Here is a 26814-nt window from a genome sequence, read left to right as displayed (position 1 = left end):
CAATTGATATAATATAAATGATTATCTACATTGACAAACTTAAGAGAATTCTATTATATTTAGTCATATAATACATTAAATCAATGACGGAACAAGTACGTTACAGTCCATTTATAGAGAGAAGCTTCCACATGGCTGAAAGAAGCTTTAAATGAAGGGTAACAGAAAGCTAATCCTGAGAGCAGCTAATCACTGCCGTCTTGCCACGTTACGGCACCATGAGGTGATGAATTGATTGTTATAACAATCAATTCATAATTAGGGTGGTATCGCGAGTTAACTCTCGTCCCTTTTATAGGGGCGGGAGTTTTTTATATTTAAGGAGGAAAATACAATGAAACAACTAACAGGCGCACAAATTCGTCAAATGTTTTTAGACTTTTTCCAAGAAAAAGGACATGCAGTAGAACCTAGTGCATCACTAGTTCCACATGAGGATCCATCTCTTTTATGGATTAACAGTGGTGTAGCAACATTAAAAAAATATTTTGATGGACGCGTAATCCCGCAAAATCCACGTATTACAAATGCTCAAAAATCAATTCGTACAAACGATATTGAAAACGTAGGGAAAACAGCTCGTCACCATACATTCTTTGAAATGTTAGGGAACTTCTCAATCGGTGATTACTTTAAAGAAGAAGCAATTACTTGGGCTTGGGAATTCTTAACGAGTGACAAATGGATCGGATTCGATAAAGAATTATTATCAGTTACAATCCATCCAGAAGATGAAGAAGCATTCACAATTTGGAATGAGAAAATGGGTGTTCCAAAAGAGCGCATCATCCGTTTAGAAGAAAACTTCTGGGATATCGGTGAAGGACCAAGTGGACCGAATACGGAGATTTTCTATGACCGCGGAGAAGCTTACGGTAATGACTTTAGTGACCCAGAATTATATCCGGGCGGAGAAAACGAGCGTTACTTAGAAGTATGGAACCTTGTATTCTCTCAATTTAACCATAATCCAGACGGTTCATATACACCACTTCCTAAGAAAAACATCGATACAGGGATGGGTCTAGAGCGTATGACATCTATCGTTCAAGATGTGCCTACAAACTTTGACACAGACTTGTTCATGCCAATGATTGGTGCAACAGAAACAATCTCTGGTGAGAAGTATCGTAATGGTGACTTAGAAAAAGATATGGCGTTTAAAGTAATTGCTGACCATATCCGTACAGTCACATTCGCTGTTGGTGACGGTGCTCTTCCATCTAACGAAGGCCGTGGTTATGTATTACGTCGTTTATTACGCCGTGCTGTTCGTTACTCTAAGAAATTAAACATCAACCGTCCATTCATGTTTGAATTAGTACCGGTTGTTGGAGAAGTAATGAAAGACTTCTATCCAGAAGTACTTGAGAAGAAAGATTTCATCGCAAAAGTTGTGAAAAATGAAGAAGAGCGTTTCCACGAAACACTTCATGATGGTGAAGCAATTTTAGCTGAAGTTATCGCAAAAGCAAAAGAAGAAAAAACAACTGTTATTTCTGGAGTAGATGCGTTCCGTCTATATGACACATACGGTTTCCCAATTGAATTAACAGAAGAATATGCAGAAGAAGCTGGTATGACAGTTGATCAAGAAGGCTTTGAAAATGAAATGGAAAAACAACGTGAGCGTGCACGTGCTGCTCGTCAAGACGTTGATTCTATGCAAGTTCAAGGCGGTGTCCTTGGAGAAGTGAAAGTAGCGAGCGAATTCGTTGGTTACGGTACAGTTGCAACAGAAAGTAACGTTGTTGCACTTGTGAAAAACGGCGAATACACAGACAGCTTACAAGCTGGCGAAGAAGGACAATTGATGCTTGATGTAACACCATTCTATGCTGAGAGCGGCGGACAAATTGCAGACCGTGGTTACCTTCTTGCTGATGGCGTGAAAGTTCTTGTAAAAGACGTACAAAAAGCACCAAATGGTCAAAACTTACACAAAGTTGTTGTGGAAGAAGGTACGTTAACGAAAGATGCGGCTGTGAAAGCTATTATCGATACGAAAAACCGTAGTAGCGTTGTGAAAAACCATACAGCAACTCACTTACTACACCAAGCATTAAAAGACGTTCTTGGAACGCATGTTAACCAAGCAGGTTCTCTTGTAACTTCTGAACGTTTACGCTTTGACTTCTCTCACTTCGGTCAAGTACAAGCTGACGAATTAGAAAAAATTGAGCGTATTGTAAACGAGAAAATTTGGGAAAGTATTGATGTTGAGATTTCTCAAAAAGCAATCGAAGAAGCGAAAGAAATGGGCGCAATGGCATTATTCGGTGAAAAATACGGTGATGTTGTACGCGTTGTACAAGTTGGCGATTATAGCTTAGAGCTTTGCGGTGGTTGTCACGTTGATAACACAGCTTCTATCGGTATTTTCAAAATTGTTGCTGAGTCTGGTATCGGTGCAGGAACTCGTCGTATTGAGGCGGTAACTGGTAAGTCTGCTTATGAATTAATGAACGATCAAGTAGGTTTATTAAAAGAAGCAGCTGGAAAAATGAAAACAAATCCGAAAGATATTTTAACAAGAGTAGATGGTTTATTTGCTGAAGTAAAACAACTTCAAAAAGAAAACGAATCTCTTGCAGCGAAATTAAGCAATATCGAAGCTGGAAACTTAACTGATTCAGTAATGACAGTTGATGGCGTGAACGTATTAGCGGCAAAAGTAAATGTTGCAGATATGAACAACTTACGTACGATGATGGATGACCTGAAAAATAAATTAGAATCAGCAGTTGTCGTATTAGCGTCTGTAAATGATGATAAAGTAAACATCTTAGCTGGCGTAACGAAAGATTTAATTAGCCAAGGATACCATGCTGGTAAACTTGTGAAAGAAGTAGCTTCTCGTTGTGGCGGTGGCGGTGGTGGCCGTCCTGATATGGCACAAGCGGGCGGTAAAAACCCAGCGCAAGTTGAGGAAGCTTTAGCATTTGTACAAGAGTACGTTAAATCTGTTTCAAAATAAAGAGATAGTAGTGTACAATGGTAGGGAGAGGAGAAGTTCTTCTCCCTATACTTACTATATAAGTGAGGTGCTTGAAATGGACGGTTTTGATAAAACAATGAAGTTTAGCATTCAAGATGAAAAACAGAGTGTCCATGTAAATGATGTACTTTTAACTGTGTATGATGCACTTCAAGAAAAAGGCTATAATCCGATTAACCAAATCGTCGGTTATTTATTAAGTGGAGACCCAGCATACATACCTCGCCATAAAGATGCACGAAGCATCATTCGCAAGCTTGAACGTGATGAATTAATTGAAGAGCTTGTGAAGTCTTACTTGAAACATCATCGTGAGGAGTAGTTTATGCGGATATTAGGTTTAGATGTAGGTACAAAAACAGTCGGAGTTGCAATTAGCGACGAAATGGGCTGGACAGCACAAGGGTTAGAAACAATTAAAATTAACGAAGAAAGAGGTAATTTTGGTTTTGACCGTATTTCTGAGTTAGTAAAGCAGTACAATGTGGACAAAATAGTAGTAGGTTTACCTAAAAATATGAATGGTACAATTGGCCCACGTGGTGAAGCGTGCCAGCAATTTGCAGAAAACCTACGAGAGCTGTTACAATTAGACGTTGTAATGTGGGACGAGCGTTTGTCAACGATGGCAGCGGAACGTCTGCTCATTTCAGCTGATGTAAGTCGTAAGAAGCGAAAGCAAGTAATCGATAAGATGGCTGCAGTCGTAATCTTACAAGGATTTTTAGATAGTAAATAAGAGGTGACCAAAATGGAAGAAAATCAAATTACAATTGTAGACGAAAAAGGTAACGAACATTTATGTGAAATTATTTTCACTTTTGATGCTGAAAAATTCGGTAAAAAATCATACGTAGTCTTTTCTCCAATCGGTGAAGTAGACGAAGATGGAGACCCAATTTATGATGCAATGGCTTATGAGCAAAATGAAGAAGAGGGCGGAAGTTTACTTCCAATCGAATCTGAAGAAGAGTGGGAAATGGTACAAGAAATGTTCAACACTCTAGCTGATGAGCAAGAAGCTGAATAATTAAGTATTGAAAAGGTGGACGACATATAGTCCACCTTTTTTTATATGTAAAATGAAAGATTTTTTGTCGAAACTGTGTAATCCTTTGTAGTATAATGAGACGGATTGTAGAAAAAATAAAGTATCTGTCAAAAATGATAGGTAAGTTTATTGTGATTTTGTATCGTGTTGTATAGAAATATGTACATATGGCCTACAATTGAATAAGGAGGAAGAGTTTTGGTAGAGAATCAAGTGAAAAAGAAGCGTAGACGCATTTTTTTATTTTCGATTATTGCACTGCTTTTAGTTTGTGGTTCAGTCTATGCGTATATTTCATCCGCATTAGGACCAGTTGACAGCGGGAATAAAAAAGAGATTGAAGTAGAAATTCCAAAGGGATCATCTACTAGTAAAATTGGTGAGATTTTAGAAGAAAAAGGTGCTGTGAAAAACGGTACAGTTTTTAGTTTTTATACAAAGGCTAAATCTAAAAATTTACAAGCGGGTACATATTTATTAAATTCTTCAATGAATGCAAAAGATGTTATAGAACAAATGTCATCTGGTAATGTACATCGTCCAGCTCTTTATAAAGTGACGATAAAAGAAGGGGCACAAGTAACCGAAATTGCAGAAACGGTTGCAAACGAATTAAAGTGGAATAAAGATGATGTCGTACGTCAATTAAACGATAAAGCATTTATTCAAAAAATGCAGAAAAAGTATCCGAAGTTACTAACGGATAAAATCTTTGATAGCAATATTAAATATCCATTAGAAGGTTATTTATATCCTGCGACGTACTCTTTCTATAAAAAAGATACAACGTTAGAAGAAATTGTAATTCCAATGCTTGAAAAAACAAATGCAATCATTGTTCAAAACGAGGCAAAAATGAAAGCGAAAAACTGGGATGTTCATCAGCTTTTAACATTGTCTTCACTTATTGAAGAAGAGGCAACAGGTTTTACAGATCGTCAAAAGATCTCTAGTGTCTTTTATAATCGTTTAGCGAAAGGTATGCCACTGCAAACTGATCCAACGGTATTATACGCACTTGGAAAGCATAAACAACGTGTATTATACGAAGATTTAAAAATAAACTCACCGTACAATACGTATGTTGTGAAAGGATTGCCGGTTGGCCCAATAGCAAACTCTGGTAAACATTCAGTAGAAGCGGCGTTAGAGCCTACGCAAACAGATTATTATTATTTCTTAGCTGCACCAACTGGTGAAGTGTACTATGCGAAAACATTGGAAGAGCATAATGCATTAAAGCAAAAATATATTACGAAAAAACAGTGAAATGGGGAGGGGTAGCGAAAAAGGTCGCACATCCCTCTTTTTTGTGGTAAAATATATCGGGTTAAAAACTGGCAGAAGAATCGTTTTTAATATCAAAACGGGACGTACAAGCTAAGGGTGAAGCTGGCTTGTATTTTTATTGCATTCTATGTGTGAAAAGACGTCATAGAGGCAATTCTCCATGTAAATAAGGAGGACCATTATGGAGGATGCAGTTAACGAGTACCTATTATCATTTATTGATCCAAAAGATAAATTAATTCTTGAAATGGAAGACTATGCGAAAGAAAATCATGTGCCGATTATGGATCGACTTGGAATGGAATTTATGTTGCAATTTTTACGTTTAATTGGACCGAAAAGCATTTTAGAGCTTGGTACAGCAATTGGCTATTCTAGTATTCGTATGATGCAAGCTATTCCAAATTCTCGCATTGTGACAGTTGAGCGCAATCGCGAGCGATATGAAAAAGCACTTGAATATATAGAACGTTCACCAGTTAAAGAGCGTATTTCCGTTATTTACGGTGATGCATTAGAAACAGGCGAGCAAGTAGAAGAACATGGAACATTTGACGTTATTTTTATTGATGCAGCAAAAGGACAATATCGTCGCTTTTTTGACTTATATGAACCGTTATTAAATCCTGGTGGTGTAATTATTTCAGATAATGTTATGTACCATGGCCTTGTAACGACTAAAGAGAAAATTGAAAACAGACGTACACGTGGTTTAATCCGTCGTATTAAGACGTACAATGAATGGCTTATGAACCATGAAGGATATGATACAACGATTCTCCCAATTGGTGATGGAGTAGCTGTTAGTAAAAAGAAAGGGTGACCAAGGTATGAAAAAACCTGAATTGTTAGTAACGCCAAAAGCAGTGGCGGATATCGAACCTCTTGCGAAAGCAGGAGCAGATGCGGTAATGATCGGTGAGCAAAAGTTTGGTTTACGTTTAGCAGGGGAATTTTCACGTGAAGATGTGAAACAAGCTGTGAAGATTGCACATGAAAATGGTGTAAAAGTATACGTAGCAATGAATGCTATGTTCCACAATGATAAAGTAGAAGAATTGACAGACTATGTTGCATTTTTAAATGAAGTACATGTAGATGCAATTGTTTTCGGTGATCCAGCGGTATTAATGGCGGTCCGCGAAGTAGCGCCAAATATGCAATTGCACTGGAATACAGAAACAACAGCAACAAACTGGTTTACTTGTAACTACTGGGGACAAAGAGGAGCAAAACGTGCTGTATTAGCTCGTGAGCTTAGCTTAGATGAAATTGTTGAATTAAAAGAAAATGCTGAAGTGGAACTTGAAGTGCAAATTCACGGTATGACTTGTATGTTCCAATCAAAGCGTTCATTAGTAGGAAACTACTTTGAGTATCAAGGACGTAATCTTGACATTGAAAAGAAAAAATATGAAGAGAATATGTTCTTATATGACCCAGAGCGTAACAATAAATATCCAATTTATGAAGATGAAAATGGTACTCACATTATGAGTCCAAACGATATTTGTTTCATCGATGAATTAGAGGAACTAATCGATGGTGAAGTAGATAGCTTAAAAATTGATGGTGTACTAAAAAGCTCTGAATACATTATTGAGGTAACGAAGAAGTATCGTAAAGCTATTGATTTATGTGTAGAAGATCGTGATGCGTATTATGACGTGAAAGACGATTTATATAAAGAGATAGAGGAAATGCAACCGGTAAATCGTCCGTTAGATACAGGATTCTTCTTTAAAGAGACGGTTTACTAAACGAGGAGGGTGTAGGAAATGACTGTACAAGAAATTTCACGAGTGATCGATGGCAAACGCGTTATTGTGAAGAAACCTGAACTGTTAATCCCTGCGGGTAACTTAGAAAAATTAAAAGTAGCTATCCATTATGGGGCAGATGCTGTATATTTAGGTGGACAAGAATTTGGTCTTCGTTCGAATGCAGGTAACTTTACACTGGAAGAAATGGCAGAAGGTGTTGAATTTGCAAAGAAATATGGAGCGAAAATATATGTAACAACAAATATCTTTGCACATAATGAAAATATGGACGGGCTAGAGGAATATTTAAAAGGGATTGAAAAAGCTGGCGTAACGGGAATTATCGTTGCTGATCCGCTTATTATTGAGACGTGTAAACGTGTAGCACCTTCTGTTGAGGTGCATTTAAGTACACAACAATCACTATCCAACTGGAAAGCAGCACAGTATTGGAAAGAAGAAGGTTTACATCGTCTTGTATTAGCTCGTGAAGCAAGCTATGAAGAGATGAAAGAGATTAAAGAAAAAGTGGATATTGAAATTGAAGCATTCGTCCATGGTGCAATGTGTATCGCATATTCAGGAAGATGTACGTTAAGTAACCATATGACAGCGCGTGACTCTAACCGTGGTGGTTGTTGTCAATCTTGCCGCTGGGACTATGATTTAGTTCAAACGGTATCACAACATAAAGATGCAAAAGAGCTTCCTCTATTCCAAGAAGAAGATGCTCACTTTGCGATGAGTCCAAAAGATTTAAATTTAATTTTATCAATTCCGAAAATGATTGAAATTGGAATCGATAGCTTAAAAGTTGAAGGACGTATGAAATCTATCCATTACGTAGCAACTGTAGCGACTGTATATCGTAAAGTAATTGATGCATATTGTGCGGATCCTGATAACTTTGAGTTTAAACAAGAATGGTTAGATGAGCTTGATAAATGTGCAAATCGTGATACAGCTCCTGCATTCTTTGAAGGGGTTCCAGGACATCAAGAGCAAATGTTTGGAAATCATAGTAAGAAAACAACGTATGATTTCGCTGGTTTAGTGTTAGATTATAATGAAGAAACGGGCATCGTAACGATTGAGCAACGTAATCATTTCAAACCAGGACATGAAGTGGAGTTCTTTGGGCCAGAAATAGAAAACTTTACGCAGACGGTGGAGAAAATTTGGGATGAGGATGGAAACGAATTAGATGCAGCGAGACATCCGTTGCAAATCGTGAAATTCAAAGTGGATCAACGAGTGTATGTGAATAATATGATGCGCAAAAGCATACTTCAATAAGAAAGAGTGATAGTCGAATGGGGACGAATAAGCCTGTTGTAATTGGAATTGCTGGTGGTTCGGGATCAGGTAAAACGAGTGTAACGAAAGCGATTTTTGACCATTTTAAAGGTCATTCTATTTTAATCTTAGAGCAAGATTATTATTACAAAGATCAAAGCCATTTACCAATGGAAGAGCGTTTAAAAACAAATTATGATCATCCGCTTGCGTTTGATAATGATCTGTTAATTGAACATTTGCAGCAGTTGCTTGCATATGAGCAAATTGATAAGCCTGTATATGACTATACATTGCATACGCGTTCAGAAGAAATTATTCCAGTTGAGCCGAAAGATGTAATCATTTTAGAAGGAATTCTTATTTTAGAAGACCCACGCCTTTGTGAATTAATGGACATTAAGCTGTTCGTTGATACAGATGCGGATCTTCGTATCCTGCGCCGCATGCAGCGTGATATTAAAGAGCGCGGTCGTACGATGGATTCAGTTATTGATCAATACGTAAGTGTTGTACGTCCAATGCACAATCAATTTATTGAGCCTTCTAAGAAGTTTGCGGATATTATTATCCCTGAAGGTGGACAAAACCACGTTGCAATTGATATTATGGTTACAAAAATTGCAACAATTCTTGAACAAAAAGTAAATTTGTAATAGCATAGTAAAAGATATACGATAGGAAGGGATTTTTTCCCTTCCTATCGAATACAATGAAACATGCAACCTCATCTATATATAGGTGAGGGCATATTTATATCAACTTTCCATACATATCTTCTTTATATAAAGAAGAATTGGGAATACGGGGTTGTATGTGACAACTCCGCTAGTGCATGCGTGCTAGAAACCTCCGCTATACATATAAGTGGGGGAGTTTTCATATGGAACTCCTCTTTTTTTTCGGGGGATTGGTATATAAAAGGAGTGGAAAATATGGCAACAGAAAAAACATACCCTATGACGCAAGAGGGTAAGCAAAAGCTAGAGAACGAGCTTGAGGATTTAAAAACGGTAAAACGTAAAGAGGTTGTAGAGCGCATTAAGATTGCACGTAGCTTTGGAGATCTTTCAGAGAACTCTGAGTACGATGCAGCGAAAGATGAGCAAGCATTCGTAGAAGGACGTATTACACAACTTGAAAACATGATCCGTAATGCGGTTATCATTGAAGACAATGGTGAAGAGTCTACAGTTGTAACACTAGGTAAAACAGTAACATTTAAAGAGTTACCAGGTGGAGACGAAGAAGCTTACACAATCGTAGGTAGCGCAGAAGCAGATCCATTTGAAGGAAGAATTTCTAACGATTCTCCAATCGCAAAAAGTTTATTAGGTAAGCAAATTGGTGAGAAGGTAGCAATTCAAACACCAGGTGGAGAAATGCAAGTAGAGATTATCTCTGTAAAATAACGTAAAAATCACTCGTGTAAAAACGGGTGATTTTTTTATTTGTATAAAAGATGAAACACCTCGTCTAAACTACATGAGACGAGGTGTTTTTTATGAAAATAAAACGGAGAATTACAATTGTTTTAATTTTTTTTATAAGTATCATGTTTATATTACTTTGTCGTTTAATTCAAATACAAATTACAGATACGGAATCATTTACGGATCGTAAGATTAATTTACTTGAAAAAAGTGTTACACAACGGACGCAATCCATTACGGTAGATGATGGACGAGGCCATTTCATAGACCGAAACGGTAAGGAAATAGGTGAGCAAAAGTATCCGGTGTTAATTGTTTTTCCATTTCTACAAATAAAAAATGGCATGTTAGAAAAAATTGCGCATATCATTGGTATGTCGAGACAAGAGATTGAAAGTCAAATGAAAGATAAGAAAAGTGCATTTATCATGCAAAGAGGAAATGGACCATTTCGCTTGGCAAGAGAGCAGATGGAGAAGGTGAATCAATTAAATGTATTAGGCATTGTAGCAGCTGAAGTTCGTTTACGGCAAACTAGCGTGATGAATCATTTAATTGGCGATGTGGGTGAGAATGAACGGGAATTTCAAAAACGATACGGAGAAGTAAGAAAAATTTCAAAACAAACGCCAATTGGCATTTCAGGATTGCAACAATCATTTGATGAATTTCTTTTGACCGATGGAGGGGCAAAAGTATTGTATCAAGTGGACAGACAAGGAGAACCGATTTTTGGGAAACAAGCGAAATATACGTCGCCTGGAAATCCATTTTACCCAGTGACGATTCAAACTACTTTACATAACGAATTACAGCAAAAAGCAGAAGAAGTGGTTGAAGCAAGCGAAATAAAGAAGGGGGGATTAGTGTTACTTGATGTAAAGAAACATGAAATTTTAGCGATGGTCAGTAAACCGTCTGTACAGGTGAAAGATGAGAATTTATATAAAACTACGCTTGAAAATCAAATGTTAACACCACATTTTCCCGGTTCTGTTTTTAAAACAATAGTTGCAGCGGCAGTGATTGATCAAAATAAAAATGTTTTTAATCGCGCATTTAATTGTAGTAAAGATTTATATGGTGAAGACCACCCACAAGTTATGATGGGTACACTTAGTTTTAAAGAGAGCTTTGCTAGAAGCTGTAACAGGACATTTGCAGAGTTAGGTAACGAGTTGATACAAAAGGATAAGATGGTGTTAGAAACTTACGTAGCGGCTTTAGGAGCCGCTGATAAGGTTGGATGGAAAGGTCCTGTATTTCATACACCTCATTTTGAGCAAATGCCAGAGGAGAAGAGTGTTACGATCTGGGGGAATGAAGGAAATAAGAATAGTAAAAAAGCGGTAGCGCAAACAGCAATTGGACAGAAAAATGTACGTATGTCACCTCTAGCGATTGCAAATATGATGGCGACAATTGCTAGAGGCGGAGAAAAGATGGAAGTGAAAGCTGTTGAAAAAATAATGTATAAAAATGGAACGGACTTTTATACATTTGAAGACCATACATTAGGTGGAAAACAGCTTTCGTATGAAACAGTGAAAACATTACAAGAGTTATTAAGGGGTGTTGTAACAACGGAGAAAGGAACAGGAGCAGCATTCCAATCATTGCCGCTAAGTGTTGCCGGAAAATCTGGGACAGCGCAAACAGGAAAAGGGACGAAAGCGAATCGTTGGTTTGCGGGCTATTTTCCATATGAAAATCCAAGATATGCTTTAGTTGTCGTGGATATAGAAACGAATAGCAAGGTAAATACAGTTACACCTATTTTCAAAGCTATTGTAGAATCAATCCATCAATTAGAGAATGAAAAGTAATCTTGCAATTCATAGTGAAATGTTTTCATTTCGTGAAAATATTATTGTAAATGTTCAACCTTTCTAGATTTAATGTTACAATAGCAAGTATGAAAAACTGCATGGAGGTTTGAAGAATGGCAGGAGGATCTAGATTCCAACAGAAACAACAAAAACGTCGTCAAAACGGTGTTTTAAATATTGCAATCGCAATTGTATTAATATTAGTAGCTATTGTATCATATCAATTGTTTGTTCCTGAAAGAAAAGAACAAGCGTCTTCTAGTGACAAAAAAGTAGCTCAGCAAACAACGAAAGAGAATAAAGCTGAGAAAGCTAAGGGCAAAGAAGAGACGAAGAAGAATGAACAAGAGAAGGCAGAGGCTAAGAAAGAAGAAGAAGAGAAGCTAAAGGCTGAAGAAGAACAGAAAAAAGCTGAAGAAGAAGCGAAGGCTAACGAGAAAGTAGCAGCTGAAAAAACACAGCCAAAGGCAACTGACGCTTATACGAAACCTTCTTGGAAGCCAGTAGGTACAGAGCAAGGTGCAACACCTGCGATGACGTTTAAAAAAGGTACAGCAGATTGGAATGAGATGAATCAAGCGATTTCAGCTGCAATTGACGTTCCAGTAGAGCAATTAGTTATTCATCGAATCGGAAATAACGGTAAAAATAAAGCTTACGGTAACGTACAAGATAAACAATCGGGTAAAAGATATTATGTAAATATTGATTGGGTAGATAATGAGGGCTGGAAACCAGTACTTGTTCAAACTCTAAACTAAAAAAAGAGAAGCTCCTTAGGAGCTTCTCTTTTTTGTTAGCGTAATTTCTTTAATTTAAAATGAACAACCGCGCTATAATACGGTCTTTTGCTTTCGGGATCCATAACCATTTGATGTGAGATGTGATGAACTTCAAGCATAAGTGCTTTATTATTATCGATTTGTTCACTAATTTTTCGCTCTAAAGAAGCTAAGTCTCCCGCTTCAAAAAATTCTACTTTATCTTCTAACATTTCAAAGGTAAATGACATGAAGACGGCCCCTCTCCTATGTAATCAACTATAGTGTAACAAAGAAAAGAAGGAAATACCATGTACATTTCAATTGACATTTTTAGAAAGAGGGAATATCATACTGATAAAACCGATAAGAAAAAGGGGAATTTTTATGGGGACAGAATTTAATGGTTTATTTGATGAGTGGGCTCATACGTACGACTCATTCGTACAAGGCGAAGATATACAATATAAAGAAGTTTTCGCCCATTATGAGGACATTCTAGAGGATGTAGTTAACAAGTCATTTGGTCATGTATTAGAATTTGGTGTTGGTACAGGTAATTTAACAAATAAATTATTACTTGCTGGCCGCACAGTTTACGGTATAGAACCGTCACGTGAAATGCGCATGATTGCAAAAGAGAAATTACCGCAAGAGTTTTCCATTACAGAAGGTGATTTTCTTTCGTTTGAAGTCCCAAATTCAATTGATACCATTGTAAGCACCTATGCATTTCATCATTTAACAGATGATGAAAAAAATGTAGCGATTGCGAAGTATAGTCAATTACTAAACAAAGGTGGTAAAATAGTGTTTGCTGATACGATATTTGCAGATCAAGATGCATATGATAAAACTGTTGAAGCAGCAAAACAAAGAGGTTTTCACGATTTAGCAAACGATTTGCAAACAGAATACTATACACGTATTCCAGTCATGCAATCTATTTTTGAAAACAATGGCTTCCATGTAACGTTTACGAGATTAAATCATTTCGTTTGGGTAATGGAGGCAACTAAGCGATAGAAAGAGGGAATTAGATTGAGAATTGCTGTAATTGGAGCAATGGAAGAAGAAGTACGTATTTTACGTGACAAATTAGAACAAGCAGAAACAGAAACGGTTGCGGGTTGTGAATTTACGAAAGGACAATTAGCAGGACATGAAGTCATCTTGTTAAAGTCTGGTATTGGTAAAGTAAACGCAGCGATGTCAACGACAATTTTATTAGAAAAATATAAGCCTGAAAAAGTAATTAATACTGGTTCAGCTGGTGGATTCCATCATTCTCTAAATGTTGGAGATGTAGTGATTTCAACAGAAGTTCGTCATCATGACGTAGATGTAACAGCATTTAACTATGAATATGGTCAAGTACCAGGAATGCCGCCTGGATTCAAGGCTGATGAAGCATTAGTTGCATTAGCTGAGAAATGTATGCAAACAGAAGAAAGTATTCAAGTTGTAAAAGGTATGATTGCAACAGGCGATTCATTTATGAGTGATCCGGACCGCGTTGCAGCCATTCGTGATAAATTTAAAGATCTTTATGCAGTAGAAATGGAAGCAGCAGCTGTTGCACAAGTATGCCACCAATATGAAGTTCCGTTTGTTATTATTCGTGCACTTTCTGATATTGCTGGTAAAGAATCAAATGTTTCATTTGATCAATTTTTAGATCAAGCAGCTCTTCATTCTACAAACTTTATCGTAAAAGTATTAGAAGAGTTAAAGTAATGTAACAAAAAGGCAACTGTCTCATATAAAGAAAATACATACAGTTGCCTTTTCTTTATTGGCAAATAAGGGGGAGAACACGATGAATGTATATCGTGGAGTTCATGAGTTAATTGGTCATACACCAATTGTAGAAATTACTCGTTTTTCACTTCCAGAAGGGGTCCGTTTATTTGCGAAGCTTGAATTTTATAACCCAGGTGGAAGCGTTAAGGATCGTTTAGGAAGAGAATTAATTGAAGATGCACTCGAAAAAGGGCTTGTTACAGATGGCGGAACAATTATTGAACCGACTGCTGGAAATACTGGTATTGGACTGGCACTTGCAGCGTTAGAACATGATTTACGCGTTATTGTTTGTGTACCAGAGAAATTTAGTATTGAAAAGCAAGAATTAATGAAAGCACTAGGTGCAACGGTCGTGCATACACCGACTGAGCAAGGAATGACCGGCGCAATAGCAAAAGCCAAAGAGCTAGTAAATGAAATACCGAATTCATACTCTCCAAGTCAGTTTGCAAATGAAGCAAATCCTCGTGCTTATTTCAAAACACTAGGTCCTGAACTTTGGGATGCACTTAACGGAGAGATTAACATATTTGTTGCAGGAGCAGGAACTGGTGGTACATTTATGGGGACTGCATCTTATTTGAAAGAAAAAAATATAGATATAAAAACGGTTATTGTGGAACCAGAAGGATCCATTTTAAATGGTGGTAAAGCCGGCTCACATGAAACAGAAGGGATTGGCCTTGAATTCATCCCGCCATTTTTGAAAACATCTTATTTTGATGAAATTCATACAATTTCTGATCGAAATGCATTTTTACGAGTGAAAGAATTAGCGCAGAAGGAAGGACTTCTCGTTGGAAGCTCTTCAGGAGCAGCATTTCATGCAAGCTTACTTGAAGCAGAGAAAGCGGCGCCAGGTACAAATATTGTAACGATTTTTCCTGATAGTAGTGAGCGCTATTTAAGTAAAGACATATACAAAGGATGGGAATAAAAAATGAGAGCAAAGACAAAGTTAATTCATGGTATTCGCATAGGAGAACCTTCAACTGGATCTGTAAACGTACCGATTTATCAAACAAGTACGTACAAACAAGAAGCAGTTGGTAAGCATCAAGGATATGAATATTCACGTACAGGCAATCCAACACGTGCTGCTTTAGAAGAAATGATTGCTGTATTAGAAAATGGTCATGCTGGATTTGCATTTGGTTCAGGAATGGCTGCTATTACAGCGACAATTATGTTGTTCTCAAAAGGTGACCACGTTCTTTTAACAGATGATGTGTATGGCGGAACGTATCGCGTTATTACGAAAGTATTAAATCGCTTCGGTATTGAACATACATTTGTAGATACAACAAATCTAGAAGAAGTTGAAGAAGCGATTCGTCCAAATACGAAAGCAATTTATGTAGAAACACCAACGAACCCACTACTAAAAATTACTGATATTAAGAAAATCTCTACTCTTGCTAAAGAGAAAGACTTATTAACAATTATTGATAACACATTCATGACGCCATATTGGCAGTCGCCGATTTCTTTAGGAGCAGATATTGTGCTTCATAGTGCAACGAAATATTTAGGAGGTCATAGTGATGTAGTGGCAGGTCTAGTAGTTGTAAATAGCCCACAACTAGCAGAAGACCTTCACTTTGTACAAAACTCAACAGGAGGTATTCTTGGACCACAAGACAGCTTCTTACTACTTCGCGGTTTAAAAACATTAGGAATTCGTATGGAGGAACATGAAACGAATTCACGCGCTATTGCTGAGTTTTTAAATAACCATCCAAAAGTAAATAAAGTATATTATCCAGGTCTTGCATCACATCAAAACCATGAACTAGCAACAGAGCAAGCAAATGGATTTGGTGCAATTATCTCATTTGATGTAGATAGCGAAGAGACATTAAATAAAGTACTTGAGAAATTGCAATACTTTACACTTGCTGAAAGTTTAGGAGCAGTAGAAAGTTTAATTTCTATTCCATCTCAAATGACACATGCATCAATCCCGGCAGATCGTCGCAAAGAATTAGGAATTACAGATACATTAATTCGAATTTCTGTCGGTATTGAAGACGGTGAAGATTTAATTGAAGATTTAGCACAAGCATTAGTGTAGTAAAAATGCACTGCTAATATAGAGCAGTGCGTTTTTATTACACTATTTTGTGAAAGTTTTCACAAAATAGACATACACAAATGAAATGATTTCATGTATATTGAATTCATGAAGTGTTACTCACGAACAAGCTTGTGAAATATTTCACAAACAATGAAGTTCATGTAGGAAAGCAACTCTATTTTTTTTGCGCTAATCGGGACTTGTGATGACCTATAGGGTCTTATTTAGTCCAAGATAGCAGAATAGGAGGAATTTACATGGTAGTCAAAGAGAAAGTTGTAAATGAAATGCAGGAAGTAAAAGAGATGATTAATACGTTAGTGAATAACGGTCGGAAGGCTTTACAAGCATTAGAAAGTTTTACACAAGAGCAAATTGACAACATTGTTCATGAAATGGCATTAGCAGGTGTTGATCAACATATGCCACTTGCAAAGTTGGCTGTTGAAGAAACAGGGCGTGGTGTATACGAAGATAAATGCATTAAAAATATTTTTGCTACTGAATATATTTGGCATAGCATAAAGAAAGATAAAACAGTAGGGATTATTCACGAAGATCCTCATGAAGAAATAATAGAAATTGCGGAACCTGTTGGTGTAGTAGCTGGGGTAACGCCGGTAACGAATCCGACATCGACAACAATGTTTAAAGCATTAATCGCGATAAAAACGAGAAATCCAATTATTTTCGCATTTCATCCTTCAGCACAAAACTGTTCTATTGCAGCCGCGAAAACAGTATACGATGCAGCGGTGAAGGCGGGGGCACCAAAACATTGTATTCAGTGGATTGAAAAACCTTCTGTCGAAGCAACGAAACAATTAATGAACCATGAAGGTGTTGCGCTTGTTTTGGCAACTGGAGGAGCAGGTATGGTGAAATCAGCTTATTCTACTGGAAAACCAGCGCTAGGTGTAGGTCCTGGTAATGTACCGTGTTATATAGAGAAATCAGCGCATATAAAACGAGCGGTTAATGATTTGATTTTATCAAAAACGTTTGATAACGGTATGATTTGTGCATCAGAACAAGCAATCATTGTAGACAAGGAAATTTATGATGATGTGAAAACAGAAATGATTGCAAATGATTGTTACTTTGTAACCGAGGAAGAGAGAAGAAAATTAGAAAAGCTCGTTATTAATGAAAATACATGTGCAGTAAATAGTGATATTGTAGGGAAATCAGCACAGTATATTGCCGAATTAGTTGGAATTGCTGTACCTGAAAATACAAAAATGCTTGTAGCTGAAATACAAGGTATCGGAGCAGCATATCCACTATCTCGTGAGAAATTGAGTCCAGTATTAGCTTGTGTAAAAGCAAATTCATTAGAAGAAGGATTTATATATTGCGAAGAAATGTTAAGCCTCGGTGGTTTAGGACATTCAGCAGTCATTCATTCTGTAAATAAAGAAGTGCAAAAGCAATTTGGATTACGCATGAAAGCTTGCCGCCTTATTGTAAATGCTCCTTCATCACAAGGAGGAATCGGTGACATATATAATGGGTTTATTCCATCACTTACGCTTGGCTGCGGCTCGTATGGGAAAAACTCAGTTTCTCAAAACGTAACAGCGATGCATTTATTAAATATAAAAAGGTTGGCAAATAGAAAAAAGAATATGCAGTGGTTCAAATTACCACCAAAAATTTATTTTGAAAAACATGCGACGGCATATTTAGCAAGTATGCCTAACATTTCACGTGCATTTATTGTAACGGATCCGGGAATGGTTGAGCACGGATATGTAGATACAGTCGCGCACTATTTACGTAAACATGCAAATGATGTGAAAGTTGAAGTTTTCTTTGAGGTCGAGCCAGATCCATCAGATGAAACTGTTTTTAAAGGTGCGGAAATGATGAGAAGTTTTAAGCCGGATGTCATTATCGCACTTGGTGGAGGTTCAGCTATGGATGCAGCGAAAGGGATGTGGCTTTTCTATGAGCACCCAGAAGCAACATTCTATGGAATTAAACAAAAGTTTTTAGATATAAGAAAACGTACATGTAAATATCCGGAATTAGGAAGTAAGGCGCAGTTTGTTGCCATTCCAACAACATCAGGAACAGGATCAGAAGTGACACCATTTGCGGTTATTACAGATAAGAAAAATAATATAAAGTATCCACTTGCAGATTATGAATTAACGCCAGATGTAGCAATTGTAGATCCACAATTTGTAATGACAGTACCGCCACATGTAACAGCAGACACTGGGATGGACGTATTGACGCATGCAATAGAGGCGTATGTGTCTGTTCTGGCAAATGACTATACAGATGGATTAGCATTAAAGGCCATTGATCTCGTATTTAAATACTTACCAAGAGCATTTAAAGATGGAAATGATGAAGAAGCACGAGAAAAAATGCATAATGCTTCTGCAATCGCAGGGATGGCATTTGCAAATGCGTTTCTAGGTATTAATCACAGTTTAGCACATAAAATTGGGCCGGAATTCCATATTCCGCATGGACGTGCGAATGCAATTCTTATGCCACACGTAGTTCGCTATAATGCTATTAAGCCAAGAAAACACGCATTGTTCCCAAAATATGAGCACTTTGTAGCTGATGAACGTTATGCACATATTGCGAGAATGCTCGGGCTTCCAGCACGTTCAACAGCAGAAGGTGTGGAATCACTCGTTAAAGCAATTATTGAGCTTGGAAAAAGTTTAAATATAAATATGAGTATTGCAGGACAAGGAGTTGCTAAAGATCAATTTGAAGAGGTTGTTGGATTATTAGCAGAAAGAGCTTTTGAAGATCAATGTACAACAGCTAATCCAAAATTACCTCTCATTTCAGAGCTAAAAGAAATTTATATGGAAGCATATAAAGGTGAGTAATGGTTATGAAAGAGTCGCAATAAAGCGGCTCTTTTTCTTTTGGAAAACATCTCCCAGAATGGCTGTATTTACTTGTCTTTAAGTTTAATAGAATATGATACAGTGAAATGGAGGAGTGAGAATATAATGAAAGAATTACAAGAAAAAATAGAAGATTATACTCGGTTCGGACAAATTCTTCTCGCTGTAAGTACATTGTTAATGGTTGGCTTATTGATTCCGAATGGAGCAAAAGAAACATTACAACCTTTTGTTATGATGGGGAGCATCGTTATATTTTTAGGTTTATCCTTCTTTTTCTTTCAGCGTGTGAAAGTGATGCGAGACGAGTTAGAGGGAAACGAATGTGAATAATACTGATAAATAGAGCGTTACAAAAAGAAGGAATTTTTTTGTAACGCTTTTTGTTTTTTCTAGAAAATGTATGCGTTTCATATTGACAATGATAATCCTTATCAATTAAAGTAGAATGGTAGTTAATGATTATCATTATCAGTTAGAGGTGAAAGGATGAATAAATCTATTACGCTATTCACAGCGATTTTATCAATTTTTTTCTTATTAATAGGTTGCAGTGCAAAAGGAGACGAAACAGCATCGGCAACAAAAACGGAAAAAGGAAAAGAGAAAATCGAAGTTACGGATCTGTCAGGAAGGAAGGTAACATTCGATAAGGCGCCAGAAAGTTTTGCTACGTTGAGTATGGGAGATATGGATATAATTCATGCTTTAGGTGGAAAAATAGTAGGTCGTCCAGATGCAAAAATAACTCTTCCAGAGGATGTAAAGAAAATACAAGTAATCGGGAACGCACATCAGCCGAATTTTGAGCAAATTGCTAGTGTAAAGCCTGATGTACTTATTGCTAACAATGGATTCCAAAAGAACGCTCCAACGGTTGAAAGACAAGGAACGAAAGTAATGATTTCTTCTGCAAATTCTGTACAAGATATTCAAAAGAATATTGAGCTATATGGAACGATAATGAAGAAAGAAGATAAAGCAAAAGAACTTAACCAAAAAATTAATGATCAAATAAAGAAATATGAGAAAAAGAGCGATGTGAAAGCATTGCTAGTGTATGGAGCACCAGGTACATATTTAGCAGCATTACCAACATCTTTATCAGGTGATATTTTAGAAAAGACAGGCGGGAAAAATATTGCAGCTGATTTTCCAGAAATGAAGGAATATCCGCAATATGCACAGCTCAGCGTAGAACGTATTATTGAGGCAAATCCAGATGTGATTTATTTAATTACACATGGAGATCCAAATAGCGTTAAAAAAGCATTTGAAGGCGAAATGATGAAAAATGAAGCGTGGAAAAATTTAGATGCAGTAAAACAAAATCGTGTAGTTATTTTGCCACCTGATTTATTTGGATCTAATCCTGGAACAAAAGTTACAGAAGCGATGGACTTTATGTATAAAAGTATACAAGATGTAAGGAAATGATAAGTATGGAAAGTAGTGAAGTAGTAAGGGAAAAGGAACATCCTTTTGCGAAAAAAAGATGGATAATAGCAGTTAGTTTAGTTGTATTAACGATCTTAGGTCTTTTTTACGGCCTTTTCGCAGGAAGCTTATCCTTTTCTTTACGAGATATTCTAACAGGGATACAAGATGAGGGTTCGACAGTTCATCGAATTGTATGGGACCTTCGTATACCAAGAGTGCTCGTTGGGTTTATAGTAGGGACATGTTTAGCTACATCTGGTGCATTACTACAAGGAGTTATGAGAAATCCTCTTGCAGACCCTGGTATTATCGGAGTTTCATCTGGAGCAGGCCTTGTAGCAATTGTAATTATGATTTTATTCCCTCAGCATATGGCTTTTTTACCGCTCGGGGCGTTTTTAGGAGCTTTCATAACGGCGATGGTCATTTATGCTTTATCATGGCAAAAAGGGGCACCACCTTCAAGAATTGTCTTAGTAGGTGTGTCAATTAATGCATTAATTGGTGCAGCGACGTCAGCATTAATGTTATTACATAGTGACAAAGTACAATCCGTGTTACCGTGGTTAGCGGGCGGCATTGGTGGTGTAAGTTGGGCACATTTAAACATGATTATTTATTATGCAATATTCGCTATTATATTAGCCTTCTTTGGTATTAAACATATTCGAGTATTAATGCTTGGAGATGAAATGGCGAAATTATTAGGTCATAACGTGGAGAGAAGCCGTTTTTATTTAATAGTAGTAAGCACATTATTAGCTGGAATTGCAGTTAGTGTTTCTGGTCTTATTGGATTTGTCGGTCTGGTCGTACCACATATGTTACGTTTATTGGTTGGAAATGACTATAAATATTTACTGCCATTATCATGCCTTGGCGGAGGGATATTACTTGTTTTTGCGGATGCGATAGCTCGAAGTTGGTTCGATCCAATTGAATTACCTGTTGGTATTTTATTATCCTTCTTAGGTGGTCCGTTCTTCTTATATTTAATTCATAGAGGAGGAAAACAACGTGATTTCCGTTAACAAAGTGTTTTACGCACATTCTGAAAGATTTCAAATGCAAAATATGAATGTACATATTAAAGCTGGAGAGGTCGTTAGTTTAATTGGACCGAATGGATCAGGGAAATCTACTTTGCTTCGTTTAATGGCAAGATTACTTAAACAAAGCGAAGGGGATATCATTTTAGATGGAAAAAGTATTCATAAGATGAAAAGTGCAGATGTAGCGAAGCAATTAGCGATGTTACCACAAATGCATGATCATCAATTAGATTTAACCGTGAAAGAACTAATTGAATTCGGAAGAGGCCCCCATAAATCATGGAGTAGCCGCTTAAATAAAGAAGATGAAGAAATTGTTGATTGGGCATTGTCTGTTACAAATCTTGAAGGGTATGAATATCGTCTTTTACAATCTTTATCAGGAGGAGAAAGACAACGTGCCTGGATTGCAATGACGCTAGCACAACGTACAAATGTCTTATTATTGGATGAGCCAACAACCTTTTTAGATATCGTACATCAGTTGGAAGTAATGGAACTTGTGAAACGATTAAACGAGGAGTTTGGAATGACAATTATAATGGTTTTACATGACATTAACCAAGCTGCTCAATATAGTGATCGCTTACTCGTATTAAAGCAAGGGAAGATTCAGTATGACGGTATACCAGAAGAAGTATTATGTCATGAAATGTTTCAACATGTATTTGGTATAGATGTAGATATTTTTCAAGGAAGCGACAAGCCATTTTTCACACCGAAACGAATTTCTAAAAGAGGAGGAACAAGATGCGAACAGAAGAACGTGTTACCACTGAGTTAGTAAGGGAATTTGTAATGGCAGCTCATGGAGATTTAGAGAAAGTACAAGAACTGTTGGCTGAATCGCCAAGCTTACTTCATGCTTCTTACAATTGGGACGGATCAGATTGGGAAAGTGCGTTAGGAGCAGCAGCACATGTAGGTCGTAAAGATATTGCTCTTTATTTATTAGAAAAAGGTGCTCGAATGGATATTTTCGCAGCTGCTATGCTTGGAGAATTAGAAGTCGTACAAGCTATTTTAGTAGCACAACCAGAAGCATTACATGCACCTGGTCCCCACGGTATTTCCCTTCTTCAACATGCACGAATGGGTGGAGAAAAAGCACAGCGTGTATTTGAGTACTTAACGGTGCTCTCTTAATGACCGCAAAGGTTCTTATGTGCGGTAAACTTTTCACTTTCATATAATTGAAAAGTTTACCGCCCGTTAGAACGGGATAAGTATCTAGTATATTTGAAAATCCTACACCCCCCTCAATTGTAGTTTTCTGTATGCTAGTTATGATATGGAGGCAGTAGACAATATTTGTCTACTGCCTTTTTTAAACTCTTGAGAGATTGAATACTCTGCATTTTTCCGTTAGTTCATTTATAATAGATAGTAACATTTAGTATATATACAAAACATGATCGTGTAGTTAAGTACAAATTAGTGGGAAGGAGAAAAAGATGTTTCATACAGATCGTTTACAAATTCGCAAATATACAATGGATGATTTACAGTTCTATGCTTCACTATGGGGAAATGAGAAGGTAATGCGCTATATTGGAAATGGGGCGTTAAAAACATATATGCAATGTAAAAAAAGTTTGGAGGAATGGGTGATCCCTAGCTATAAAAACGGTCTCGGTTTATTTGTATTGATTGAAAAGGAAACGGGAATACGAATTGGTCATGCAGGATTAGTAAAGCAGCAGATAGATGGGAAAGAGGAAATTGAAATTGGTTATTGGTTATTACCTAAGTATTGGGGAAAAGGGTATGCGAAAGAAGCAGCGGCAGCATTTCGAGACTATGGCTTTCAAGCGTTACGAATGAATAAATTAGTTTCTCTTATTAATCCGGACCACCCTGCCTCAATCTTTGTTGCTAGAAAAACAGGGCTTAGTTATGAGAAAACAACTTCATTTCATGGGATGGATGTTCTCGTGTATTCCATTAAGCGCGTTGGATGAAAAAAGGTAAATTGCATCTTTTGAAGAATGGTATATAAAAATAAAGGGGGGATTACATGTATATTTACCATAATGGACTTATTATTCGTGAGGGAACGAATGGTGTACCTGCATATGCAATTAAAACTTTATTCGAAGATGCCGGTTGGAGTAATGATAATATCCCTTCTTGGCAAATTGAAAAATTCACGATAGCATTTGAAAATTCAACATGGGCATTCACAATTTGGGATGAAGAAGAGATGATTGCTATGGTTAGAGTCATTTCTGATGGAATCATGGTCGCGAATATAGTAAATTTAGTTGTGAAGTGTGAATATAGAGGGAAGGGACTAGGTAAGAAACTTGTCGCCCTTTGTTTACAAAAGCTACCACATGGCGACTGGTTTGCGCACACATCTGCGAGTAATTTTGATTTTTATAGAAGTTGTGGTTTTGAGGTAAGAGAGTTATCAAGAAATGGAACATGTGCGTACTATGGATACCAAATTGCCAAAAGAGATGGGCACCGGTAAAAGAGCGAAAGACAAAGAATAAGTACAGTTATAAGTATTTTTCATTCTTTTTATAATAGAAAATAAATTGAGACTCATTTTATGATAAAATGAAAGAAAATTCTGTTTATTATTAGGGGGATAAAAATGAGTATAAAAGTTGGGAATGTATTTAAGTACGAAAGAAGATTTACTGAGGAAGAGGTTTTTGAATTTGCAAATATTACAGGAGATAAAGGTAGGCATCATATGGAATATGATGAAAATGGACGTTTAATGGTTCATGGTTTATTGACTGCTAGTATTGGAACGAAAGTAGGAGAAGAGTTACATTACATAGCAAGAGAATTAGTAAGTGAGTTTATTAGACCAGTTTTTGCAGGAGATACGATCACTTGTGAATTAACTTTAACGAATGTTGAACAGATGGAAGGATACAAAAAGGTTTCAATCGAGTCAGTTTATCGCAATCAACATGAAAAAACTGTACTAGTTGGGACAAGTTATGGAGTTATAAGGGAATAAAAAGAAGCCTGATTTACAGGCTTCTTTTTTGTTTAATAAACACGTTTCCGATTTTCCGCATGACTAGAGATGAGTAATAATGCAGTTTCTTCCCCTATATTACGAACAATATGAGGAACACATGCATTCCAGGAGAAAGAATCACCTTCTTCTACAATTGCAATATCTTCTCCATGTTGAACTTCTAGTTTGCCGCGTAATACAAGGTGACATTCTTCCCCTTCATGTGCATTTGGTGTATTTTCTTTCGGAAATCCAGCAGGAATTTCTACGAGATTTAGGCGAAGGCCACCCTGCTCTGCAACATGCTCAATTCTTTGTTCATCTTTTCCGTATACACTGTATTTACGCTCTACCTTTTTGACAACTTTCAACCGATCTTTTTGTTCTAACAATAAGTAGGGAAGAGGAACATTCAAGAAATTGGAAATCGTTTCTAAAGTTGAGATAGAAGGTGATGTTTTATTATTTTCAACCTGACTCATAAATCCTTTAGAAAGACCTGTTCCCTCACAAATTTGTGCGATTGTTATGCCTCTACGTTGACGAATTTCACGTATTGCAGAACCAATATTCATAAAATCAAGCTCCTTTTTGTAAACAACTATTTGTATCATAGCAAAAAAAATATATTTTTTCCCAGTGAAAATGAATTGACGAATAAAAAAATTTAGTGTATGTTTTGTAATGTAAATAAAAGTTTTGTATAAGAAAACTATAAAGGAGAGAAAGAAATGAATCAACATATTGGTAACTTAATTATTCGTATCGTGTTAGGGGTAACGTTCTTTATGCACGGTTTAACAAAATTCCAATCAGGAATTGACAATATTGCAGGGTGGTTCACAAGCATTGGTTTACCAGGAGGACTGGCATACGGTGTAGCAACAGTAGAATTAGTTGGTGGTATATTGTTAATTCTAGGTTTAGGTGTAAGATATATTGGATTATTATTTGCACTTGTTATGGTTGGAGCAATTGTAAAAGTAAAATGGTCAGCTGGTTTATTAGGAGATGGAAAGAATCCTGGCTTCGAATTAGAACTTGCATTACTAGCAATGGGTGCGTACTTATTTGTTGCGAAAGCGGATGGTTTTGTAGATAATTTCTTAAAAGAGAAAATGTCAAAGAAGAACTAATTTAAATGGGGGGCTAACAAGATGAGTTTTCAACTTCATCCCGATACAACACTTGATGTTGTTCATTTATATGTATCAAATATAAAGAAATCACTAGAGTTTTATACAGAAGTACTAAGTATGAAAGTACTAAAAGAAGATGAAATGGTCGTTACATTTGGGAATGAAAATAACGAACCACTCCTTATCATTGAAGAAAAGAAAGAAGCCTTACCAAAGCAAAGAGGGAGAACGGGGTTATATCATTATGCAATTTTATTACCAAGCAGACAGGATTTAGCGAATGTCCTTCGTCATCTTGTAGAAATGGTATATCCACTGCACGGCGGAGCCGACCATTACTTTAGTGAGGCCCTTTATTTAGCTGATCCAGATGGAAACGGGATTGAAATTTATCATGATCGCCAAAAAGAGGTTTGGCGTGATGAGAATGGAGAACTACCATTTGTTAGTAACCCGTTAGCTGGTGAAGAATTATTGCAGCAAGGAAGTGCGTGGAACGGTTTTCCAGCTGGTACTGTGATGGGACATATTCATTTCCATGTAGCTGATTTGGAAGAAGCGAAACGTTTCTATGTGGATGGTCTTGGCTTTGAAGTAACAATCCCAGCTCGTAATGGGGCGTTGTTCGTATCGGCAGGTGGCTACCATCACCATATCGGTTTAAATACGTGGCAAGGTGAAGGAATACTACCGCAAATGCCAAATTCCGTTGGCTTGAAATATTTCACAATTGTATTAGCAGATGAAAAACAAAAAGAGCAAGTATGTGAAAGTTTAAAAAATATTGGCAAGATTGCTACGTACAAAGATGGAATATTACAAGTCGAGGATCCATTTGGACATTGTATACATTTCAAAATAAAAGGAGAAGCCTAAAATGATATGATCCCCTTATAGTAGACAGGAAAAAGAAAGCACATTAACCTGTTTACTATGGAGGGGATTTTTCTGTGGGCAAAATTAGGGTCACTTACGATGTGGAATTTAAGAAAAAAGCTGTAGATTTATATTTAA

General features: G+C 36.8%; 29 protein-coding genes and 1 other annotated feature. Of the genes, 27 read left to right on the top strand and 2 right to left on the bottom strand.

Features of this window, described 5'->3' with window-relative positions; translation table 11 throughout:
* The first annotated feature begins 74 nt into the window (after positions 1-74).
* Positions 75-294, top strand: a binding site (T-box leader).
* Between the two features lie 40 nt (positions 295-334).
* The 12 genes from alaS to V7S50_RS06545 all read left to right on the top strand — a co-directional run bounded on the left by alaS (position 335) and on the right by V7S50_RS06545 (position 12421).
* Positions 335-2977, top strand: a complete 2643-nt coding sequence (gene alaS / locus V7S50_RS06600) for an alanine--tRNA ligase (RefSeq protein ID WP_060632359.1) — start codon at positions 335-337, stop codon at positions 2975-2977.
* A 76-nt stretch (positions 2978-3053) separates the two neighbouring features.
* Positions 3054-3320 carry an IreB family regulatory phosphoprotein gene (locus V7S50_RS06595; RefSeq protein WP_000348590.1) on the top strand — a complete coding sequence of 89 codons (267 nt, stop codon included), beginning with the start codon at positions 3054-3056 and terminating at the stop codon, positions 3318-3320.
* A gap of 3 nt (positions 3321-3323) precedes the next feature.
* Entirely contained in the window at positions 3324-3737 is a 414-nt protein-coding gene (ruvX, locus tag V7S50_RS06590; protein WP_063222868.1) for a Holliday junction resolvase RuvX, read from the top strand.
* Between the two features lie 12 nt (positions 3738-3749).
* Complete coding sequence (locus V7S50_RS06585; RefSeq protein ID WP_000392245.1) at positions 3750-4028, top strand: DUF1292 domain-containing protein; 279 nt, start codon at positions 3750-3752, stop codon at positions 4026-4028.
* Positions 4029-4247: 219 nt separating this feature from the next.
* Positions 4248-5318 carry an endolytic transglycosylase MltG gene (gene mltG / locus V7S50_RS06580; RefSeq protein ID WP_242256443.1) on the top strand — a complete coding sequence of 357 codons (1071 nt, stop codon included), beginning with the start codon at positions 4248-4250 and terminating at the stop codon, positions 5316-5318.
* Between the two features lie 202 nt (positions 5319-5520).
* Positions 5521-6162, top strand: a complete 642-nt coding sequence (locus V7S50_RS06575) for an O-methyltransferase (RefSeq protein WP_242256445.1) — start codon at positions 5521-5523, stop codon at positions 6160-6162.
* Positions 6163-6169: 7 nt separating this feature from the next.
* Positions 6170-7099 (top strand): peptidase U32 family protein, encoded by a 930-nt coding sequence (locus tag V7S50_RS06570; protein WP_063222871.1) that lies wholly within the window; start codon positions 6170-6172, stop codon positions 7097-7099.
* An 18-nt stretch (positions 7100-7117) separates the two neighbouring features.
* Positions 7118-8398, top strand: coding sequence for a peptidase U32 family protein (locus tag V7S50_RS06565; protein ID WP_000217970.1), 1281 nt, complete (start codon positions 7118-7120; stop codon positions 8396-8398).
* A gap of 17 nt (positions 8399-8415) precedes the next feature.
* Entirely contained in the window at positions 8416-9054 is a 639-nt protein-coding gene (gene udk / locus V7S50_RS06560; protein ID WP_000537079.1) for a uridine kinase, read from the top strand.
* 279 nt (positions 9055-9333) lie between these two features.
* Complete coding sequence (greA, locus tag V7S50_RS06555; RefSeq protein WP_063222872.1) at positions 9334-9810, top strand: transcription elongation factor GreA; 477 nt, start codon at positions 9334-9336, stop codon at positions 9808-9810.
* Positions 9811-9902: 92 nt separating this feature from the next.
* Positions 9903-11657, top strand: a complete 1755-nt coding sequence (locus tag V7S50_RS06550; protein ID WP_242256447.1) for a peptidoglycan D,D-transpeptidase FtsI family protein — start codon at positions 9903-9905, stop codon at positions 11655-11657.
* Between the two features lie 116 nt (positions 11658-11773).
* On the top strand, positions 11774-12421 hold the full coding sequence (locus V7S50_RS06545) for a YrrS family protein (protein ID WP_242256449.1): 648 nt from the start codon (positions 11774-11776) through the stop codon (positions 12419-12421).
* A 35-nt stretch (positions 12422-12456) separates the two neighbouring features.
* On the opposite strand, the gene V7S50_RS06540 is transcribed toward V7S50_RS06545, so the two are convergent.
* Positions 12457-12672 (bottom strand): YrzA family protein, encoded by a 216-nt coding sequence (locus V7S50_RS06540; protein ID WP_000010984.1) that lies wholly within the window; start codon positions 12670-12672, stop codon positions 12457-12459.
* A 136-nt stretch (positions 12673-12808) separates the two neighbouring features.
* Here V7S50_RS06540 and V7S50_RS06535 point away from each other — a divergent pair, with 136 nt between their 5' ends.
* The 13 genes from V7S50_RS06535 to V7S50_RS06475 all read left to right on the top strand — a co-directional run bounded on the left by V7S50_RS06535 (position 12809) and on the right by V7S50_RS06475 (position 24658).
* Positions 12809-13447 (top strand): class I SAM-dependent methyltransferase, encoded by a 639-nt coding sequence (locus V7S50_RS06535; RefSeq protein ID WP_063222874.1) that lies wholly within the window; start codon positions 12809-12811, stop codon positions 13445-13447.
* 15 nt (positions 13448-13462) lie between these two features.
* Positions 13463-14158 (top strand): 5'-methylthioadenosine/S-adenosylhomocysteine nucleosidase, encoded by a 696-nt coding sequence (mtnN, locus tag V7S50_RS06530; protein WP_063222875.1) that lies wholly within the window; start codon positions 13463-13465, stop codon positions 14156-14158.
* Between the two features lie 82 nt (positions 14159-14240).
* Entirely contained in the window at positions 14241-15164 is a 924-nt protein-coding gene (locus V7S50_RS06525) for an O-acetylserine dependent cystathionine beta-synthase (RefSeq protein WP_242256451.1), read from the top strand.
* A gap of 3 nt (positions 15165-15167) precedes the next feature.
* Positions 15168-16301: a bifunctional cystathionine gamma-lyase/homocysteine desulfhydrase gene (locus V7S50_RS06520; RefSeq protein WP_242256453.1), complete on the top strand. Its 1134-nt coding sequence runs from the start codon at positions 15168-15170 to the stop codon at positions 16299-16301.
* A gap of 260 nt (positions 16302-16561) precedes the next feature.
* Complete coding sequence (adhE, locus tag V7S50_RS06515; RefSeq protein WP_242256455.1) at positions 16562-19165, top strand: bifunctional acetaldehyde-CoA/alcohol dehydrogenase; 2604 nt, start codon at positions 16562-16564, stop codon at positions 19163-19165.
* A gap of 126 nt (positions 19166-19291) precedes the next feature.
* Positions 19292-19519: a YrhC family protein gene (locus V7S50_RS06510; RefSeq protein WP_063222879.1), complete on the top strand. Its 228-nt coding sequence runs from the start codon at positions 19292-19294 to the stop codon at positions 19517-19519.
* A gap of 156 nt (positions 19520-19675) precedes the next feature.
* Complete coding sequence (locus V7S50_RS06505; RefSeq protein WP_242256456.1) at positions 19676-20623, top strand: ABC transporter substrate-binding protein; 948 nt, start codon at positions 19676-19678, stop codon at positions 20621-20623.
* A gap of 5 nt (positions 20624-20628) precedes the next feature.
* Positions 20629-21657 carry a FecCD family ABC transporter permease gene (locus V7S50_RS06500; RefSeq protein WP_242256458.1) on the top strand — a complete coding sequence of 343 codons (1029 nt, stop codon included), beginning with the start codon at positions 20629-20631 and terminating at the stop codon, positions 21655-21657.
* Positions 21644-22462: an ABC transporter ATP-binding protein gene (locus tag V7S50_RS06495; protein WP_242256460.1), complete on the top strand. Its 819-nt coding sequence runs from the start codon at positions 21644-21646 to the stop codon at positions 22460-22462. The genes V7S50_RS06500 and V7S50_RS06495 overlap by 14 nt, the downstream gene beginning before the upstream one ends.
* Positions 22429-22824, top strand: a complete 396-nt coding sequence (locus V7S50_RS06490; protein ID WP_242256462.1) for an ankyrin repeat domain-containing protein — start codon at positions 22429-22431, stop codon at positions 22822-22824. Before V7S50_RS06495 ends, V7S50_RS06490 begins: the two co-directional genes overlap by 34 nt.
* Positions 22825-23132: 308 nt before the next feature.
* A complete protein-coding gene (locus V7S50_RS06485; RefSeq protein ID WP_242256464.1) occupies positions 23133-23639 on the top strand; it encodes a GNAT family N-acetyltransferase in 507 nt (168 codons plus the stop codon).
* Between the two features lie 56 nt (positions 23640-23695).
* Positions 23696-24154, top strand: a complete 459-nt coding sequence (locus V7S50_RS06480; protein ID WP_063222885.1) for a GNAT family N-acetyltransferase — start codon at positions 23696-23698, stop codon at positions 24152-24154.
* Positions 24155-24280: 126 nt separating this feature from the next.
* Positions 24281-24658 (top strand): MaoC/PaaZ C-terminal domain-containing protein, encoded by a 378-nt coding sequence (locus tag V7S50_RS06475; RefSeq protein WP_063222886.1) that lies wholly within the window; start codon positions 24281-24283, stop codon positions 24656-24658.
* 32 nt (positions 24659-24690) lie between these two features.
* Here V7S50_RS06475 and V7S50_RS06470 read toward each other — a convergent pair whose 3' ends face one another.
* Positions 24691-25236, bottom strand: coding sequence for a helix-turn-helix domain-containing protein (locus tag V7S50_RS06470; RefSeq protein WP_001020700.1), 546 nt, complete (start codon positions 25234-25236; stop codon positions 24691-24693).
* 156 nt (positions 25237-25392) lie between these two features.
* Here V7S50_RS06470 and V7S50_RS06465 point away from each other — a divergent pair, with 156 nt between their 5' ends.
* Together V7S50_RS06465 and V7S50_RS06460 are read left to right on the top strand one after the other, a co-directional pair.
* Positions 25393-25797, top strand: coding sequence for a DoxX family protein (locus V7S50_RS06465; RefSeq protein ID WP_063222888.1), 405 nt, complete (start codon positions 25393-25395; stop codon positions 25795-25797).
* A gap of 21 nt (positions 25798-25818) precedes the next feature.
* Entirely contained in the window at positions 25819-26676 is an 858-nt protein-coding gene (locus V7S50_RS06460) for a VOC family protein (protein WP_242256466.1), read from the top strand.
* The last annotated feature ends 138 nt before the right edge of the window (positions 26677-26814 follow it).

This window comes from Bacillus sp. CCNWLW194 (assembly GCF_037120585.1).
In the GTDB taxonomy this organism is placed as follows: Bacteria; Bacillota; Bacilli; order Bacillales; family Bacillaceae_G; genus Bacillus_A; species Bacillus_A basilensis.
Note: the sequence above shows the minus strand (reverse complement) of the source record. Positions and strands in the feature narration are given on the sequence as shown.